At 67.9% G+C, this 18,385-nt stretch carries 14 protein-coding genes; 4 read left to right on the forward strand and 10 right to left on the reverse strand.

Annotated features, from left to right (window positions below; translation table 11 throughout):
* Window positions 1-10 precede the first annotated feature (10 nt).
* Entirely contained in the window at window positions 11-1,762 is a 1,752-nt protein-coding gene (locus AC5RUO_RS10680; protein ID WP_494103485.1) for a phospho-sugar mutase, read from the reverse strand.
* 68 nt (window positions 1,763-1,830) lie between these two features.
* The gene (locus tag AC5RUO_RS10685) at window positions 1,831-2,649 is read right to left on the reverse strand and encodes a purine-nucleoside phosphorylase (protein WP_494103486.1); all 819 of its coding nucleotides are present in this window, start codon (window positions 2,647-2,649) and stop codon (window positions 1,831-1,833) included.
* A gap of 103 nt (window positions 2,650-2,752) precedes the next feature.
* Between AC5RUO_RS10685 and AC5RUO_RS10690 the strand changes: the two genes are divergently transcribed.
* The 3 genes from AC5RUO_RS10690 (at window position 2,753) to AC5RUO_RS10700 (ending at window position 4,762) form a co-directional block, all read left to right on the forward strand.
* Window positions 2,753-4,168, forward strand: a complete 1,416-nt coding sequence (locus tag AC5RUO_RS10690; protein WP_494010568.1) for an NAD(P)H-quinone dehydrogenase — start codon at window positions 2,753-2,755, stop codon at window positions 4,166-4,168.
* Window positions 4,169-4,307: 139 nt separating this feature from the next.
* A complete protein-coding gene (locus AC5RUO_RS10695) occupies window positions 4,308-4,568 on the forward strand; it encodes a hypothetical protein (protein WP_494010567.1) in 261 nt (86 codons plus the stop codon).
* An 8-nt stretch (window positions 4,569-4,576) separates the two neighbouring features.
* Window positions 4,577-4,762, forward strand: a complete 186-nt coding sequence (locus AC5RUO_RS10700; RefSeq protein ID WP_494010566.1) for a PspC domain-containing protein — start codon at window positions 4,577-4,579, stop codon at window positions 4,760-4,762.
* Between the two features lie 163 nt (window positions 4,763-4,925).
* Here AC5RUO_RS10700 and AC5RUO_RS10705 read toward each other — a convergent pair whose 3' ends face one another.
* Genes AC5RUO_RS10705 through AC5RUO_RS10715 form a run of 3 tightly spaced genes read right to left on the reverse strand, consistent with a single transcriptional unit; the run spans window position 4,926 to window position 10,181 of the window.
* Entirely contained in the window at window positions 4,926-6,488 is a 1,563-nt protein-coding gene (locus tag AC5RUO_RS10705; RefSeq protein ID WP_494103487.1) for an FAD-dependent oxidoreductase, read from the reverse strand.
* Window positions 6,485-8,710: a molybdopterin oxidoreductase family protein gene (locus AC5RUO_RS10710; RefSeq protein WP_494103488.1), complete on the reverse strand. Its 2,226-nt coding sequence runs from the start codon at window positions 8,708-8,710 to the stop codon at window positions 6,485-6,487. The genes AC5RUO_RS10705 and AC5RUO_RS10710 overlap by 4 nt, the downstream gene beginning before the upstream one ends.
* Before the next feature lies 1 nt (window position 8,711).
* A complete protein-coding gene (locus AC5RUO_RS10715; RefSeq protein WP_494103489.1) occupies window positions 8,712-10,181 on the reverse strand; it encodes an MFS transporter in 1,470 nt (489 codons plus the stop codon).
* A 278-nt stretch (window positions 10,182-10,459) separates the two neighbouring features.
* Between AC5RUO_RS10715 and AC5RUO_RS10720 the strand changes: the two genes are divergently transcribed.
* Window positions 10,460-11,872, forward strand: coding sequence for an MFS transporter (locus AC5RUO_RS10720; RefSeq protein ID WP_494103490.1), 1,413 nt, complete (start codon window positions 10,460-10,462; stop codon window positions 11,870-11,872).
* Window positions 11,873-12,007: 135 nt separating this feature from the next.
* On the opposite strand, the gene AC5RUO_RS10725 is transcribed toward AC5RUO_RS10720, so the two are convergent.
* The 5 genes from AC5RUO_RS10725 to AC5RUO_RS10745 all read right to left on the reverse strand — a co-directional run bounded on the left by AC5RUO_RS10725 (window position 12,008) and on the right by AC5RUO_RS10745 (window position 18,381).
* A complete protein-coding gene (locus tag AC5RUO_RS10725) occupies window positions 12,008-12,739 on the reverse strand; it encodes a glutamine amidotransferase (RefSeq protein WP_494103491.1) in 732 nt (243 codons plus the stop codon).
* Window positions 12,740-12,771: 32 nt separating this feature from the next.
* Window positions 12,772-13,212 (reverse strand): YybH family protein, encoded by a 441-nt coding sequence (locus tag AC5RUO_RS10730; RefSeq protein WP_494010560.1) that lies wholly within the window; start codon window positions 13,210-13,212, stop codon window positions 12,772-12,774.
* Window positions 13,213-13,227: 15 nt separating this feature from the next.
* Entirely contained in the window at window positions 13,228-15,036 is a 1,809-nt protein-coding gene (locus AC5RUO_RS10735; protein WP_494010559.1) for an acetyl/propionyl/methylcrotonyl-CoA carboxylase subunit alpha, read from the reverse strand.
* 130 nt (window positions 15,037-15,166) lie between these two features.
* Window positions 15,167-15,814: a Maf family protein gene (locus AC5RUO_RS10740; RefSeq protein WP_494103492.1), complete on the reverse strand. Its 648-nt coding sequence runs from the start codon at window positions 15,812-15,814 to the stop codon at window positions 15,167-15,169.
* A gap of 44 nt (window positions 15,815-15,858) precedes the next feature.
* Complete coding sequence (locus AC5RUO_RS10745; RefSeq protein ID WP_494103493.1) at window positions 15,859-18,381, reverse strand: MMPL family transporter; 2,523 nt, start codon at window positions 18,379-18,381, stop codon at window positions 15,859-15,861.
* Window positions 18,382-18,385 lie beyond the last annotated feature (4 nt).

Raw genomic sequence — 18,385 nt, forward strand, 5'->3', positions numbered from 1 at the left:
CTTTCACGGCTTAAAGTCCCAGCGCCTCGCTGACGTCGCGGAGCACTGCATCCAGCGATGCCCGGGCTGCCTGCCGGGCGGCGGGCAGTTCCGCGGCGGAGGCAGCCTGGTGGATCACTTCCAGGTAGCACTTGAGCTTGGGCTCAGTGCCGCTGGGCCGGATGATCACGCGCGTCAGGTCCCGGGTCACGTACAGCAGGCCGTCGGTGGGCGGCAGCTGGTCCGTGCCCTGGGCAAGGTCCGTGAAGACTTCCACCGTGGACGATCCGAAGGATTCCGGCGGTGACACCCGGAGCCGGTTCATCATCGCGTCAAGGAGCCCCAGGTCGGCGACCCTGATGCTCAGCTGGTCGCTGGCGTGCAAGCCGTGCTTCAGGTACAGCTCATCGAGGGTATCGAAGATGGTTTTCCCCTCGGCCTTGGCTGTCGCCGCGAGCTCGGCGATGAGGACCGCGGCGGAGATGCCGTCCTTGTCCTTCACGACGTCCGGTGCCACGCAGTAGCCGAGGGCTTCCTCGTAACCGTAAACCAGCCCGGGTACCCGGGAAATCCATTTGAATCCGGTGAGCGTTTCCTCGTGGGCGTAGCCGGCGGCCGTGGCGATCCTGGCCAGCAGCCGCGAGGACACGATGGAATTGGCAAAAACCCCGCTCACGCCCTGGGCCTCACCGCCGGGGTCAGTGGCAGCCAACCGGGCCACCACGTGGGCACCCAGCAGTGCCCCCACTTCGTCTCCCCGCAGCATCCGCCAGGCCCCCGTGTCCGGGTCCTTTGCGGCCACCGCGGCCCGGTCCGCATCGGGGTCGTTGGCGATCACGATGTCGGCATCCAGCCGCGCTGCAGTTTCCAGGGCGAGGTCCAGTGCCCCGGGTTCCTCCGGGTTGGGGAAACTGACGGTGGGAAAGCCGGGGTCCGGCTCTGCCTGTTCGGCCACCAGGGTGACATCGCTGAAGCCCGCGGCCTGAAGCACGGCCCGTGCTGTTCGGCCGCCCACGCCGTGCAGGGGAGTGAGGACGACGCGCAGGTCCCGGGAGGGAAAGTGGTCCTGCAGGGCGAGGGACGCCGTGGCGCGCTGGTAGTCCGCGGCGATGGAGCCGTCCAGGACGGTCCAGCCCTCCGGTGCCAGCATGATCGACTCCAGCGGCCCCACCGCGCTGATCCGGGCCGAGATCTCTATGTCATAGGGGGTGACGATCTGGGCGCCATTTCCGCTGTCAGGTACGGCGTGGCGGCCCAAGTACACCTTGTAGCCGTTGTCCTGCGGCGGGTTGTGGCTGGCGGTGACCATCACGCCGCCGTCGCAACCCAACGCCCGCACGGCGTAGGCCAGCACGGGGGTTGGCAGGGCCGAGGGCATCAGGAAGGTTTCGATACCGGCAGCAGTGAAGATGGCCGCGGTTTCCGCCGCGAAAATGTCCGAGTTGTAGCGGGCGTCGTACCCTACGACGGCGCGCGGCCGGGTTCCCCGGGAGGCCCGGCTCACCGCGTCCGCCAGGAACGCTGCCAGGCCCGCCGCGGCACGCCGGACCACCACGCGGTTCATGCGGTTGGGCCCGGGGCCGAGCGCGGCCCGCAGGCCGGCCGTGCCGAACTGGAGGGTGCCGCGGAAGCTGTCTTCGAGTTCCTGCCGGGCGGCAGGATCACCCTCTTCCACCAGCCTGACCAGTTCAAGGAGGGACGCCGACGTTGCGGGATCCGGGTCTTGGGAGGCCCAGGTGCGGGCTTCGTCGAGCAGGCGGAAATCGGCATCGGAAGACGTCATGGGCATAACGCTATCGTCATTGTCCGCCTACTTCGCGCAACGCGGAGCCCGTTGGGGCGCCGCCTCTTTCAGAGCTTGGCGATGATATCGGCGAGGAGCCTGGAGATCCGCGGGCCTGCTGCCTCTCCCGATTCGATGACCTCCTGGTGGCTGAGCGGCTGCGGGCTGATGCCGGCGGCAAGGTTGGTGACCAGCGAAATCCCGAACACCTCCATGCCGGCATGCCGGCCTGCGATGGCCTCCAGCGCGGTCGACATGCCTACCAGGTCTGCGCCAATCCGCTTGGCATACTGCACTTCCGCCGGCGTCTCGTAATGGGGCCCGCTGAACTGGGCGTAGACCCCTTCGTCGAGGGTGGGGTCCACCTCGCGGGCAAGGTTGCGGACCCGTGAGGAGTAGAGATCTGTCAGGTCCACGAAGGTGGCCCCCTCCAGCGGGGATGCCGCGGTGAGGTTTATGTGATCTTTGATGAGTACCGGTGTGCCGGGCGCCCAGTCCTCGTTGAGTCCGCCGCAGCCGTTGGTGAGGACCAGCGTGCGGCAGCCTGCGGCGGCTGCGGTGCGGATGCCGTGCACAACGGCGCGTACCCCTTTGCCTTCGTAGTAATGCGTCCTGGCGCCAAGGACCAGGGCGCGCTTGCCGTTCCTGGCCAGCACCGAGCGGATGGTGCCAACATGCCCTTCCACGGCGGGGGCGTGGAAACCGGGGACTTCTTCGGCGGAAAGGGTGGCCGTGGTTTCACCGATCAGGTCGGCTGCGGCGCCCCAGCCGGAGCCAAGCACCAGCGCCACGTCGTGGCGGTCCACTCCTGTTTCTTCGGCGATGTAATCGGCAGCGGCCCGGGCCGCGACGAAGGGATCGGTGTTCAGGAAGTCTGTTGTACTCACCAGTACAAGTTATCCTGCCGCTCCTGTTGCGCCCACCACAGGCGCCCGCGGCGGAGCGTGGAATTCTTGGTGCTGCGGCGGTGATGGGCGAGAATGATTGATTGTGACTACGCATCCAGATTTCAGTTCACCCCGGATCGCAATCCTGGGAGGTGGTCCGGGCGGATACGAAGCCGCCATGGTGGCCGCCTCGCTGGGAGCGCAGGTCACCATCATCGAGCGCGCAGGCCTGGGCGGATCCGCCGTCCTGACGGACGTTGTGCCATCCAAGACCCTGATCGCCACAGCGGACCTGATGACGCGCGTTGCCGAGGCAGGCGAGCTGGGCGTGAAGTTCGACGTCGACGGCGGCGATTTCGTCCCGGTGATGCGCGCGGACCTGAAGCACATCAATGACCGCCTGCTGAACCTGGCCCGCAGCCAGTCAAAGGACATCCACGACGGACTCGAGGGCCAGGGCGTGCGCATCCTGACCGGTTCCGGCCGGCTGCTGGATAACCACACCATCGAGGTCATCACCCTGGACGGCACCGAGATCGTGGAGGCGGACACCATCCTGCTGGCCGTCGGCGCGCATCCGCGTGAGCTGCCCACCGCCCGGCCGGACGGTGAACGCGTCCTCAACTGGACCCAGATCTATAACCTGGACGAGCTGCCCGAGGACCTGATCGTGGTGGGCTCCGGTGTCACCGGCGCGGAATTCGCCTCGGCCTACAACGGCCTTGGCTCAAAGGTCACGCTGGTTTCCAGCCGCGACCGCGTGCTGCCTGGTTCCGATGTGGATGCCGCTGTGGTGCTGGAGGAAGTGTTCGAACGCCGCGGCGTCCGCGTCATGTCGCGTTCACGCGCGGAATCCGTGGAACGCACGGAGGACGGCGTGGTGGTCACCCTCAGCGACGGCTCCAAGGTGACCGGCAGCCACTGCCTGCTCTGCCTGGGCTCCATCCCCAACACCGCCGGCATCGGACTGGAAGAGGCGGGCGTGGCGCTGAGCGAGAGCGGCCATATCAAGGTCGACGGCGTCTCCCGGACCAGTGCGCCGAACATCTACGCTGCCGGGGACTGCACCGGCGTCCTGCCGCTGGCCTCCGTGGCAGCCATGCAGGGCCGGATCGCCGTCGCCCACTTCATGGGTGACGTCGTTACTCCGCTGAAGCTGCACCAGGTGGCTTCCAACATCTTCACTTCCCCCGAGATCGCCAACGTGGGGGTCTCCGAAGCGGATATCGATTCGGGCAAGTACCAGGGCGATGTGGTGAAGCTTTCGCTGCGCAGCAACGCCCGGGCCAAGATGCGCAACGCCCGGGACGGGTTCGTGAAGATCTTCGCCCGCAAGGGATCCGGCACGGTTATTGGCGGCGTCGTGGTGGGGCCCAACGCCTCGGAGCTGATCTTCCCCATTTCCATCGCCGTGAAGCAGAAGCTGCATGTGGACGATGTGGCCAGCACCTTCACCGTCTACCCGTCGCTGACCGGGTCCATTTCCGAGGCGGCGCGGCGCCTGCACGTGCACCTGTAACAGCGGGGTACCGGCAGGGGGCGGGAAAGTCTGGACCCTGCTGCGGCCGCCTGCATAGACTCCTTCAAGGACCGGCCGGGAATTCCGATTACGAATCTCCGGCCGTCCCTGCATCAGCCGACGACGCGAGGAGAATCCCATGGAACTGCAGGACGTCAAGTGGAACGAGCAGGCACGCGAGAAAATCCTGTTGGACGCCGACAGGGCGCTGCAGGAAGCGGTCCGTGAAGCAGCATCGTCACTGTCGGACGCCGGCAAGGACGAGGTGTACAAGTTCCTGTACGAGAAGCTGAAGCCGCAGTTCGTGGACTTCCAACCGGGGCCGGACCTCACCGAGTACGCGGAAGCAGTGGCAGGCGGAGAATTCTCCGCCGCTGCCGAAGCCGGGGCTGAAGGGTAGGCGGGATCATGGCAATGGCTCTTGAACGGCCCCGCCGCGGCAAGATGATCGGCGGCGTTTGCGCAGCACTCTCGGCCCGGTTCGGCCTTCCAAAGTTCCTGGTGCGGTTGGGATTCGTGATCTTCGGCCTGGTGGGGATCGGCGAACTGGTTTACATCGCGCTGTGGATCATTATTCCGAAGGCGCCGGCGTAGCAAACAAAGCAATGAATTGGCCCCGTAAACGGGGCCAACCCATACATCGGGACGGGCCCGTATCGGGAACGCTACTGACTGGTAATAACCTGCAACAGGAGTTAGGCAAATCATCGTGGAAACCCGCATTGATCCTGCGGTCGGGCGGGGCGCGGCCCCTTACTTAGGTGGCTGAGACCGCCTGAAAATGTTTTTCGATCAGCCCCCTGATGTCTTCGTGGCAGCCGCCGCAGCCGGTTCCGGCGCGGGTTGCCTTGGAGACCTCGGCCACGGTGGAGCAGCCCTCCGAGACGGCGTCCTGGATGGCAGAGCCGCTGACGCCCGCGCAGCGGCACACGGTGCCCGCAGGATCGGCGGTACCGGCTCCGGGCAGCTGGTCCGGCCCGTCCAGCCGCAGCAGCAGCGACCGGTCCGCCGGCAGCTCGGCCGAACGCTCAAACAGCCCCACCAGTTCGGCGGCGGTCCGTGGCATGCCCACGGCCACCAGCCCTTCCAGGACGCCGCCCCGGGTGGTCATCTTCACGTAGCGGCCGTGTTCCGGATCCGCCCACTGGGCCACCTGGAGCCGGGGACGCCCGTTGGCAGCGCCGGCGTTCAGGGCTTCCTCGTCCCAGGGATCGGCGCTGTTGTCGCCGGCCACAGCCATGTTCAGGCCGCGCGCTTTCAGGACGATCACGCCGGGCTGTTCGGCCGGCAGTTCCGGCAGGACTTCGGCGTCATCGACCGCGCCGTTGGCGAGCAGGGCCAGGTACTCTGCCAGCCATTCGGCCTGGCGCCAGCCGGGACCCACCAGGCCGGATGGACCCTTGGCGTTGCGGCAGGCCGCGCAGTCCGGGTCCGGGCAGCGCACCTCCGCGCAGTCGCCGATGGCGAAGATGTGCGGTTCATGGTGGGCGCGGAGCCGGTGGTCCACCAGGATGCCGGCTGCGGTGGAGAGCCCGCAGCCTTCGGCCAGTTCGGTGCGGGGGCGGACGCCGCACGAGATGACCAGGAGGTCCCCGTCAATCGCCGAACCGTCGTCGAGCAGCAGCGCCGAGAAACCGCCGTCGGGAGCGTTGTGCTCAACCCCGGTGGAGCGCGCGTTTCCAGCCATCCGCACGCCGCAGTGGCGCAGCCCCGCGGCCAGGACGGCGCCGCCGCCCCGGTCGATGTTGCGTCCCAGCGGGTGCGGGCCATTGTGGACCACCGTCACGGTGGCGCCTTCCTCGGCCGCGGCAAGGGCTGTTTCCAGGCCCAGGACGCCGCCGCCCAGGACCACCACACGCTTGCCGCCGTCCACCGCCCGGCGGAGCACGTCAGCGTCGCGAAGGTCGCGCAGGGCCGTCACACCGGCCGGCAGGACGGGGGAGGCGGGGTCCGGGTTGATGCCCGTCAGGTTGGGGATGACCGGCCGTGAACCGGTGGCGAACACCAGCCGGTCGTAGTGGACGGAGTCGCCACCGGAAAGGAGGACCTGCTGCCGGGCGCGGTCCACGCGCCGGACCCGGACACCGAGGCGGACGTCAACGCCTTCGGCCACCAATGCGGCGGCGTCGGAGAGGGCGAGGGCATCGGCTGTGGTGCGGCCAACGCCCAGGTCCGCCACCAGGACGCGGTTGTAGGCGGCTTCAGCTTCCTCGCCCACCACGGTCAGCCCCACGTGCCCCGCACGTACGGCGGGGAGGAGTTCGTCAACCAGCCGGGCAGCCACCGGGCCGAATCCAACAATGACAACCTGCTCGCTCATGGGGCCTCCGTCGTTTGAAGCATCTTGCTGGAAAGGGGTGCAGCCACGGCCCGCACCCAAACCTTGTTGAACTTGAACTCAGGCATCCCGGACGTGGGGTCCGTGGCCGCCTCGGTCAGGCGGTTTGCGCTGCCCAGTCCGGGGAAGTGGAACGGCAGGAAGACCGTGTCCGGCCTGATGTCGTTGCTGAGCTCGGCCTTGCACACCACCTCGCCGCGCTCGTTGGCCACGGACACGAGGGAATCGGCCGTGATGCCCATGGCCTCGGCGGCAGCGGGGTGGACCTGGACCTTGGCCTCCGGCTGGGACGCCAGCAGCTCGGTGACACGCCGTGTCTGCGCACCGGACTGGTAGTGCTCCAGCAGCCGGCCGGTGATGAGGGTCATGGTTTTCGCTGCGGGGTCAGGGCTGGGGGCAGGCGTACGACGGCGGCGGGGGACCACGGGGGTCATCACGGCTTTGCCGTCGGGGTGGGCGAAGCGGTCCCGGAACAGCCGGGGCGTGCCGGTGCTGCCGGCAGGGTAGGGCCAGTAGGCAGCTTCCCCGCGGTCCAGCATGGCGTAATCGATGCCTGCGTAGTCGGCCAGGCCACCGGCGGAGGCGAGCCGCAGTTCCTCGAAGACGGTTTCGGGGTCCTCGCTGTAGGTGGACGGGGCGTCCAGCCGCTCCGCCAGACGTGCCATGATCCACAGTTCGCTGCGGGCGCCGGCGGGCGGGGCCAGGGCGCGGCGGCGGCGGAGGACCCGTCCCTCGAGGTTGGTGAGGGTGCCTTCCTCCTCCGCCCACTGGAGCACCGGGAGGATGAGATCGGCCTCCGCGGCGGTCTCCGACATGAAGAAGTCACAGACCACCAGGAAGTCCAGGCTCCGCAGGCCGGTGGTCACGGCGTTCGCGTCGGGGGAGGCCACCACCACGTTGGAGGCGTGGATGAAAAGGCACCGGACGCCGTCGGGCTGGCCCAGCGACTTCAGCAGCTGGACCGCAGGCAGGCCGGGACCGGGAATGGTTTCCTCCGGAACGCCCCAGACGCGGGCCATATGGGCGCGGGCGGCGGGGTCGGTGATCTTGCGGTAGCCGGGCAGCTGGTCGGCCTTCTGGCCGTGCTCGCGGCCGCCCTGGCCGTTCCCCTGGCCGGTCAGGGTGCCGTAGCCGCTGCGTGCGGAACCGGGCAGGCCCAGCAGGAGGCTGAGGTTGATGGCCGCGGTGGCGGTGTCGGTGCCGTCGGTGTGCTGTTCCACGCCGCGGCCGGTGAGGATGTAGCTGCCGCCTTGGCGGGCGCCGGCGGCAAGCCTGCGGGCGGTCTCCCGGACCAGGTCGGCGGGGACGCCCGTGAGGGACTGGACGCGTTCGGGCCAGAAGGAGTTGACGCTGCGGACCACGGCGCTGTAGCCCGAGGTGCGTTCCTCGATGAAGGCGGTGTCCACCAGGCCTTCGTGGATGACCACGTGGGAGATGCCCAGCAGGAGGGTGAGGTCGGTGCCCGGCAGGGGCTGGAGGTGGAGGCCGCCGCCGTCGGCCGTGAAGTCGGCTGTGGCGGAGCGCCGCGGATCCACCACAATCAGCCCGCCGGCGTCGCGCGCTCCCTTGAGGTGCTGGACGAAGGGCGGCATGGTTTCGGCCACGTTGGAGCCAAGCATGAGGATGGTGCTGGCGGCGTCGAGGGCTTCCAGCGGGAAGGGCAGGCCGCGGTCCACGCCGAAGGCGCGCATTCCGGCGGCCGCCGCGGAGGACATGCAGAAGCGGCCGTTGTAGTCGATGCGCGAGGTGCGCAGGGCCAGCCGGGCGAATTTGCCCAGCATGTATGCCTTTTCGTTGGTGAGGCCGCCGCCGCCGAAGACGCCGACGGCGTCGGCACCGTAGCGTGCGCGTGCGTCCCGGACGGCGGATGCGGCGAGGTCCAGGGCACGGTCCCAGCTGATGGGCCGGTGCACGCCGTCGGCACCTTTGAGGAGGGGCTCGGTGATCCGGCCCGGGTGGTTCAGGAGCGTTGCGGAGGTCCAGCCCTTGCGGCACAGGCCGCCCCGGTTCGTGGGGAAATCGCGTCCGCTGACTTCAAGGGCAGCCGTTGCCGCAGCTGCCGGGGCGGAGGACCGCAGGGTGGGCAGGAGCGGCACGGGGACTGGCCCCGGCTGGGGAGCCGGGGCCAGTTCCGCTGGAGACGTGAGCGTCATGGCGCACTGCAGGGCGCAGTAAGGGCAGTGCGTGTCGGCGCTGTTGGTCATGTTAGACGTGTCCCATCGCATTTCGGTTGGCGTTGCGGATGTAGCAGAACCAGCAGACGGCGAGCATCAGGGCGTAGGCCGCGACGAAGCCGTAGAAGGCGGGGGTGTAGGAGCCGCTGGCCGCGTTCGATGCGTTCAGCACCTGCGGGATGACGAAGCCGCCGTAGGCGCCGATCGCGGAGATCAGGCCCAGCGCCGAGGACGCCAGGCGCTGGGTGGCCACCGAGCTTGCCCCGGATTTGGCTGCCCGGCTGGAGGTGGCGAAGATGACCGGGATCATGCGGTAGGTGGCACCGTTTCCGAAGCCGCTGGCGGTGAAGAGCATCAGGAAGAGGGCCAGGAAGAGCCAGAAGTTCTTCAGCGGCAGGGTCCAGATCATGGTCAGCGTGATGACGCCCATCGCGGCGAAGGCCGTAACGGTCATCCGGGCCCCGCCCATGCGGTCGGCCATGCGTCCGCCGTAGGGGCGGGCCAGGGAGCCCACCAGGGGCCCGAGGAATGCGAGCGACAGGGCGACGGTACCGACGGCGATTGAGGAGAACTCCGGGAAGTAGTCCTTGATCAGCTTGGGGAACACGCCGGCGAAGCCGATGAAGGAGCCGAAGGTGCCGATGTACAGCAGCGCCATGATCCACAGGTGCGGTTCCTTGAGCGCCGCGACGGAGCCGGCCACGTCACCCTTGGCGCTGGTGAGGTTGTCCATGTACTTCCAGGCGCCGAAGGCGGCGAGCAGGATGAGCGGAACCCACATCAAGCCTGCGATGGGCAGGTTGACGGTGCCGGCGGCCAGGAGCGTGATGGCGATCGGGACGGCGAGCTGCGCGACGGCGGCACCCATGTTGCCGCCGGCGGCGTTCAGGCCCAGCGCCCAGCCCTTTTCGCGGGCCGGGTAGAAGAAGGTGATGTTCGCCATGGAGCTGGCGAAGTTGCCACCGCCGAAACCGGCCAGGGCGGCGATCAGCAGCATGACACCGAACGGCGTTTCCGGGTTGGAGACGCACAGGGCCAGGCCGATGGAGGGGATCAGGAGCAGCAGGGCGGAGACGATGGTCCAGTTGCGGCCGCCGAAGCGGGGGACCATGAAGGTGTAGGGGATGCGGAGTGTGGCGCCCACCAGGCTGGGCATGGAGATGAGCCAGAAGATTTCCGACGTGGAGAAGGCGAAGCCGGCGGAGGGGAGCTGGACCACCACGATGGACCACAGCTGCCACACGACGAAGCCGAGGAACTCGGCGAAGATGGACCAGTTCAGGTTGCGGCGGGCGATGGAGCGGCCTGCGGCTTCCCACTGCTCCTTGTTTTCGGCATCCCAGTTGGCAATCCAGCGGCCGGGACGGAATTCAAGGGCGGGGGCGTCGGTGGTGCGGGTAGTGCCGGGCTGTGCGCTGGCGGATGCGGCTGCTGGCCCTTGTGCATCGTCAAGGTCCAGGGAATTGCCAGTGCCGGCATCTGCGGTGCGGTCGACAGTCACGGGTTACCTCCTTCGGGGGATGTTGTCCTTCCAAGGTAGGGACGGCGCGTTTCACGGACCGACGCCGGATGTTAACGCGTTGTGACATTTGCCTATCGGCCCGCCAGGGCCATCGTTAGGATGTCCCGCGGCTCCACACAATGAGACGGACGACACGCGTCCGCATCCTGGACTTTTCGTCCATTCACTGGACCACGGGAACTAAGATCGAACTCTAACTATTTCGAGCCGGGGGCTATCCCTGCGTCCGGCGGGTTCTCACGAAAGCGTTTACCTTTATGTCTTCCACCGATACGTCCGCGCTGCCGGGCGCACCCCAGCCGGTGAACTCCCGGGGCCGCGTGATCGTCGCCAGCCTGATTGGCACCACGGTTGAGTTCTACGACTTCTATGTCTACGCCACAGCCGCGGTCCTCGTGTTCCCGCAGCTGTTCTTCCCCAACCAGAACGAGACCACCCAGCTCCTGAGCTCCTTCGCCGTGTTCGGCGTCGCGTTCATCGCCCGGCCGCTGGGCTCGATTGTCTTCGGCCACTTCGGCGACAAGTTCGGCCGCAAGGGCACCTTGGTCGCCTCGCTGCTGACCATGGGTATCGCCACCTTCCTGATCGGCTGCCTGCCCACGGCGCTGGTGCCCGGCTGGGCGTTCTGGGCTCCCGCGCTGCTGGTGGTCATGCGGTTTGCGCAGGGCCTGGCCCTCGGCGGTGAATGGAGCGGCGCAGCCCTGCTGGCCACCGAGAACGCGCCGGCCAACAAGCGTGCAATCTACGGAACCTTCCCCCAGTTGGGCGCGCCCATCGGCTTCATCATCGCGAACGTCATCTTCCTGGTGTTCAGCTACGCATTGTCCCCGGCTGACTTCATGGCATGGGGCTGGCGTGTGCCGTTCCTGCTCAGCGCCGTCATGGTGATCATCGGCCTGTACGTCCGCCTGAAGCTGATCGAAACCCCAGCCTTCACCAAGGTGCTCGAGTCCAACGAGGTGGCAAAGCTTCCCCTGGGCCGCGTGTTCAAGACCAGCTGGCGCCAGCTGATCCTGGGAACGTTCATCATGCTCGCCACCTACGTGCTCTTCTACCTGATGACCACGTTCACCCTGACCTACGGCACCCGACCGGCCAGCCTTGAGGCTGCCCGCGCTGCCGCCGAGAAGGCCGGCAAGCCGATGACCGAGGCCGCCGCTGCAGCGTTCGTGCCCGGCCTGGGCTACACCCGCAACGACTTCCTCTGGATGCTGATCGCCGGCGTCGTGTTCTTCGGTATCTTCACCCTCGTCTCCGGGCCGCTGGCGGAGAAGTACGGCCGCCGCAAGATGCTCCTCGCGGTGACCGGAGGCATCTTCGTGTTTGGCCTACTGTTCGTTCCGCTCTTCAGCGGCGGGTTCGTTGGCACCATGGCGCTGCTGGTCATCGGGTTCTCGCTGATGGGCCTCACGTTCGGCCCCATGGGTGCGCTGTTGCCCGAACTGTTCCCCACCAACGTCCGGTACACCGGATCCGCGGTCAGCTACAACTTCTCCAGCATCCTCGGCGCAGCGGTGGCGCCCTTCATCGCCGTCGCACTGTGGGAAGCGGCGGACGGCAGCCCCGTCCTGGTGGGCGTCTACCTGACCGCCATGGCCGTGCTCACGCTGATCGCCCTGTTCGTGAGCAAGGAAACCCGCGACGTGGATTACGAGAACAACGTGGCCTGATATCCGGTCCCGTGCGTTCCGGCCCGGTTAGTGGCTGAAGTGCCCGGCGCGTTCCCCGTCAACAGGGGAGTGCGCCGGGCATTTCGTTGTTCGGGGCGCAGTAACCGGGCGGGAAAGCACGGCGGATAGTGCAGGTCACCGGGCGTAGCGGGCCACGAAGTTCCGCAGGATCTTCATGGGTTCCGTCACGGTGTACTGCCGGGCCTTGTCCATCAGCTCCTCAGCCGATTCAGGCGGAAAGTAGCCCGCATACCGGTAGATGTCGATCCGGGTGACGAGGCCCTCCACATCCAGCTCAGGGTGGAACTGGGTGGCATACAGGTTTTTCCGGATGCGGAACATGTGGACCGGGCAGGCCGCGGACCGCGCCAGCAGCACGGCGTGCGGCGGCAGGACAGTGCAGGCCTCCTTGTGCCCGGTGAACGCCGGAAAGCTCGGCGGCATCCCCTCGAGCAGCGGGTCCCCCAGGCCGGCGTCGGTAAGTTCAATCTCGACGCCGCCCAGCGGTTCGCCGTAGGTCCGGTCGATCACGGCGCCCTGATGCCTGCCGAGGGTCCCCACGCCGTAGCAGGCCCCGAGGAAGGGGAAGTCCCGTGCCACCAGCTCATCCAGCAGCCCGGAAAGCTCACGCTCCACCCGGTGCTGCACAGCAGTCTTCTCCGCCGGCGGGTCACTGGACGTGAACGGGCTGCCGCCCACAATCACGCCGGAGTAACGCGAGAGGTCAAGGCCGGGCATCGGCGCCGCCTCCAGCCGGATCCGGTGGAGTTCCTGCGGCTCCAGGCCGCCGTACCGGAGATACGCGTCGTACTCGTCCTCGGCCGCGGCATCTTCGGCCCTGGATGCGAGCAGCAGGAATGGCAGCATCTGCTAAGTGTGCCCTGCTGCGCGGCCGCCTGTCAGCTGTTGGCCGGCTGGCTCAGGGAACGGCGTGACTGCGGCCTGGCAGCGGGATCGGCATGCCGGTGCACCAGCTTCCAGTAGCCTTCCTCGCGGCGGAACACGCTGGTCACCCGGAGCGCAAACTCCTCGGCGACGCCGGCACCGTCAAGGCGGGCACGGAAGTGTTCGGTTTCCACCAGGAACGCCGTGTTGCTGGCCTTGTAGGACGTGATGGTGTCGAAACCGAGCATCTCGCCGTCCTGGAACTGCCGGGCGGCCTGGTCAAGCCGGGCCTCCACCTGGGCCCAGCCCCGGGCGACGCCGCCGAAGGGGTTGGCCAGGGTGACGTCGTCGAGCCGCGAGTACAGCTCTTTGATGGGTTCCGGGTTGCCCCGGGTGATCTCGGGAACCGCAGCGTGGTAGCGGTCCACTTCTTCCTGAAAGCTGGGTGCGAGCATGATTGCCTCCGGCGGCTAGTCTTCGATGATGGCGATGACGGCGCCGGCACTGACCGTTTCGCCGGCTGCTGCGGTGAGGCCCGTGATGGTGCCGGAGCGGTGCGCGGTCAGGGGCTGTTCCATCTTCATGGCCTCCAGGACCACCACCAGGTCACCCTCGGCCACGATGTCGCCGTCGGCCACCGCCACCTTCACAATGGTGCCCTGCATGGGAGAGGCGAGGGCGTTGCCGGTCGCCGCGGCCGGGCCGCCGGAGCGGGACCGCTTCTTGGACTTGGCGGGCTTGGCCGCCACCGCCGATCCCGTGCCTGCCGAAGCCAGCGACGCGGGCAGCACTACTTCGAGGCGCTTGCCGCCCACCTCGACCACCACGCGCTGGCGGTCCTCGGCAGCTTCGCTTTCGGCGATGCCGTCAGGGGTCCAAGCCGGCAGGTTGTTGGTGAATTCCGTCTCGATCCAGCGGGTGTGGACCTTGAACGGGCCCTCTGCCGGGGCGAACGCGGGATCGGAAACCACTGCCAGATCGAACGGGATGACGGTGGGGATACCCTCCACCACCATTTCCTCCAGGGCACGGCGGGCGCGCTGCAGGGCCTGCGGCCGGCTGGCACCGGTGACAATCAGCTTGGACAGCATGGAGTCGAAATTGCCACTGATCACGTCACCCTGCTCAATGCCGGAATCGATGCGGACGCCGGGGCCGGTGGGGTTCTTCAAAACCCGGATTGTTCCCGGGGCGGGCATGAAGTTCCGGCCCGGGTCCTCGCCGGTGATGCGGAACTCGAACGAGTGGCCGCGGACCTCGGGGTCGCCGTAGCCGAGCTTCTCGCCGCGGGCCAGCCGGAACTGCTCGCGGACCAGGTCGATGCCGGTGACTTCTTCGGAGACGCAGTGCTCCACCTGGAGCCGGGTGTTCACTTCGAGGAAAGAGATGGTGCCGTCCTGGCCCACCAGGAACTCGCAGGTGCCGGCACCGAGGTAGCCGGCTTCCTTGAGGATCGCCTTGGAGGATTCGTAGAGCCGCCGGTTCTGCTCCTCCGTCAGGAACGGGGCAGGCGCTTCCTCCACGAGTTTCTGGTTGCGGCGCTGCAGCGAGCAGTCACGGGTGGAAACCACCACCACGTTGCCGTGGGCGTCGGCAAGGCACTGCGTTTCAACGTGGCGGGGCGCGTCCAGGAAGCGCTCAATGAAGCACTCGCCGCGGCCGAAGGACGCAGTGGCTTCACGGACGGCGGAATCGTAGAGCTCAGGGATCTCCTCGCGGGTCCGTGCCACCTTGATGCCGCGGCCGCCACCACCGAAGGCCGCCTTGATGGCCACAGGAAGGCCGTGCTGGTCCACGAAAGCCAGGATCTCTTCGGCGGATTCCACGGGATCGGCCGTGCCGGGAACCAGGGGAGCGCCCACCTTTTCGGCGATGTGCCGGGCCTGGACTTTGTCGCCGAGGGCGGAGATGGCCTCCGGGGACGGCCCGATCCAGGTGATCCCGGCCTCGATCACGCGCGCGGCGAACTGGGCGTTTTCGGCCAGGAAGCCGTAGCCGGGGTGGATCGCGTCCGCGCCGGACTGCCGGGCAGCGTCAATGATCTTGTCCATCAGCAGGTAGGACTCGGCTGCAGTGTTGCCACCCAAGGCGTAAGCCTCGTCAGCGAGGCGGACGTGCAGGGCGTCGCGGTCCGGGTCGGCGTAGACGGCCACGGATGCGATGCCTTCATCGCGGGCGGCGCGGATGATGCGGACGGCGATTTCACCGCGGTTTGCGATCAGCACCTTTGTGAGGGTCGACTGCGTGGTTCCTGCGGACTGCTCCAAATTTGCTGACAAGGCGTCTCCTTCTTTCCTTGAGGGAGCCTAGCGCGCTTTTGGAGGTTTCGCCGATATTACTTGCGGAATCCGCGTGTAAACCGGGAAGGCTTTGTAGGGAAGCTACAAGATGCCTCGAAATGGTGATGATTTATGGCGCGGGCCAGAGGTCGGTGATGCGGACGTGAGCGGAGGCGAGCAGGCCCCGGAGGGTGGAGACGGAAAGGCCGACGACGGCGTGCGGGTCCCCGTCCACCTTCCGGATGAACGCCCCGCCGAGGCCATCTATCGTGAAGGAGCCGGCGCAGTGCAGGGGCTCGCCGGTGGCGATGTACGCGTCGATCTCCTCAGGTTCCATTTCCATGAACGCGACCTCGGCGGAGGCGACCGCTCCAAGCGTGGCGCCCGAGCCGGGCTCCCCGCCGTCGTCGTCCCCGTCTGTGTCCCGGCAGTCCACCAGCCAATGCCCGGTGTGCAGGACTCCCGCGTTGCCGCTCATCCGGAGCATCCGCTCGCGCGCAATGTCCGCTGTATAGGGCTTGCCGTGTGCCTCGCCGTCAAACTCGAAAACCGAATCGCAACCAAGAACCAGCGCGCCGTCGGCTTCGGGCAGTGCCGCCACGGCTTCGGCCTTGGCCCGGGCAAGGAGCAGCGCGGTGTCGTGCGGGTCGGTGACGCCGTAGTGTGCCTGGACGGCGGCCTCGTCCACGTCCGAGACCAGGACCGAATGTTGGATGCCGGCCTCGGCCAGGAGCTTGGTGCGGGCGGGGGACTGGGAAGCAAGTATCAGGCGGACCACGCCTCCAGCCTAGTCCGTCCCGCCCGCGGGCACCGGAGCCGGAGTCAGTGGACCAGCTCGCCCGATGCCTCCGCAGCCTCCGGCCGGCGAAGCCTGGCCCCCTCCACGTCCACGTCCGGCAGGATCCGGTCCAGCCAGCGGGGCAGCCACCAGGACTTTTCGCCCAGCAGGTACATGACCGCCGGGACGATGGTCATGCGGACCACGAAGGCGTCGAGGAGGACACCGAAGGCCATCGCAAAGCCGAGCGGCCGCACCATGGTGAGGTGGCTGAAGATGAAGCCGGCGAACACACTCACCATGATGATGGCGGCGGCTGTGACCACCGCAGCGGCGTGCCGGAAGCCCACCCGTACTGCTTCCTTGGCGGACGAGCCGTGCATGTAGGCCTCGCGCATGCCGGAGGCGATGAACACCTGGTAGTCCATGGCCAGCCCGAACAGGACTCCGATCAGGATGATGGGCAGGAAGCTCAGGACCGCCCCGGGGTTGGCGACGTCGAACACGCCTCCCAGCCACCCCCACTGGTACACGGCCACCACGGCGCCGAAGGCCGCGGCGAGGGAGAGCAGGAATCCGCCGGTGGCGAGCAGCGGAACCACGATGGAGCGGAACACGAGCAGCAGCAGGATCAGGGAAAGGCCGACGACGATTGCCAGGTAGGGCGGCAGGGCCTCGCCGAGCTTGGTGGAGACATCGATGTTGCCGGCGGTCTGGCCGGTGAGGCCCATGGACACGTTGTGTTCTGCCTGGATCTCATCGTTCAGGCCGCGCAGTTCCGAGACCACCTGGACGGTGCTTGCGCTGGCCGGGCCTTCTTTGGGGATGACCTGGAAGACGGCCGTCCGGCGGTCCTCGCTGAGCGCGACGGGCACGGCGGCCACCACGTTATCGACAGAGCGCAGTTTGTCCGCGACGTCGTATTGCAGGGCCTGCGCCTGGGCCTCGTCAAGGTTGGCGGGGAACTCGCCCACGGCCACGATGGGGCCGGTGACGCCTTCGCCGAAGCTCCGGGCTGTCAGGTCGTAGGCCTGGTAGGCCTCGGATTCCACGGGTTCCGAACCGCCGTCGGGCAGGGCGAGCTGCAGCTGGGCGGCGGGCAGGGCAAGGGTTCCCAGCAGGGCCACTCCGGCGAGCAGGGCCAGCACCGGATGCCGGGTGACCAGGCCGCCCCAGCCATGTGTGCTGCGTTCACGGTCGGCCGCCTCGTCCGCGGCCTCGTGCCCGGGCTCGGCACTGTGCGCCTCCGCCTTGGCCCAGGCCCGCCGGGAAATGATCCGGCGGCCAATCAGCGACAGCATGGCCGGGGTGAGGGTGATGGCCACGAGGACCGCCACGGCTACGGTGCCGGCGGCCGCGAGGCCCATGACCGCGAGGAACGGCAGCCCGGGAACCACAAGGGCTGCGAGGGCGATGATGACCGTAAGGCCGGCAAACACCACGGCATTGCCGGACGTGCCGGTGGCGCGCGCAACGGACTCCTCAGGGTCCATCCCGGCCAGGAGCTGGGTGCGGTGCCGGTTCACGATGAACAGCGAGTAGTCGATGCCCACGGCCAGGCCAAGCATGAGGGCCAGCATGGGCGAGATGGAGCTCATGTCGAAGAGGCCGGACAGCGCGAAGGTGGTCCCGACGCCCACGCCTACGCCCACCACCGCCATGAGCAGGGGCAGGCCGGCCGCCACCAGCGTTCCGAGCATGATGATCAGCACCAGGGCCGCCACGGCGATGCCGATGATCTCGGCGGCGCCGAAGAGTTCGGAGATGTCCTCGGTGATTTCCTTGCTGGCCAGTGCGGTGACGCCAGCGGAGGAGGTTCCGTGCGCGATGTCCTGCACCTGCTGCCGGGTTTCGGGGCTCAGCCCGTTGATGGAGGCGTTGAACTGCACCTGCGCGACGGCGGCCCGGCCGTCCTCGGACACGAACCGGATGGCGGACGATGCTTCTGCCTGGCGCTTGCCCAGTTCCAGCTTCGCCTTGTTTGCCTCGAGCTCCTGCTGGCCGGCCTGGAGCCTGGCCTGGCCTGCCGCCAGCTCCGCTTTCTGCTGTCCCAGCTGGGCTTCCACCAGGGCAGCCGGGGCGCCGGCCGCGGCCAGCTGCTGTTCGGCCGCCTCCAGCTGAGCCTTGCCGGCCTCAAGTGCGGCGCGGGAGGCGTCAAGCTGTGCCTGGCCGGCCGCAAGCTGTTGCAGGCCCTCGGTGACCGCCTGTCCTGCCTGGTCCACCTGCGCCTGGGTGGCGAAGGGGTCCACGGTTCCGCGCACGTCCGGCAGGGTCTCGAGCTCCTGCAGCGCGCCGGTGACGGCGGCCCGGCCCTCGTCCGTGAAGCCGCCCTCCGGGGCTTCGAAAACAATGGTGGCGGTGCCGCCGGAGGCCGAGGGCAGGTCCTCTTTCAGTTTGTCCGCGATCCGCTGGGTTTCGGTGCCCGGGATCTGGAAGTTGTTGGAAAGGGTGCCGTGGAAGGCCGCGGCGGAACCGCCAACAGCCACCAGGGCGGCCAGCCACAGTGCGATGACCAGCCAGCGCCGGCGGTAGGAGAACTTGCCAAGGCGGTAAAGGAACAGTGCCATGAGG

The organism is Arthrobacter sp. Y3221087, from assembly GCF_059089905.1.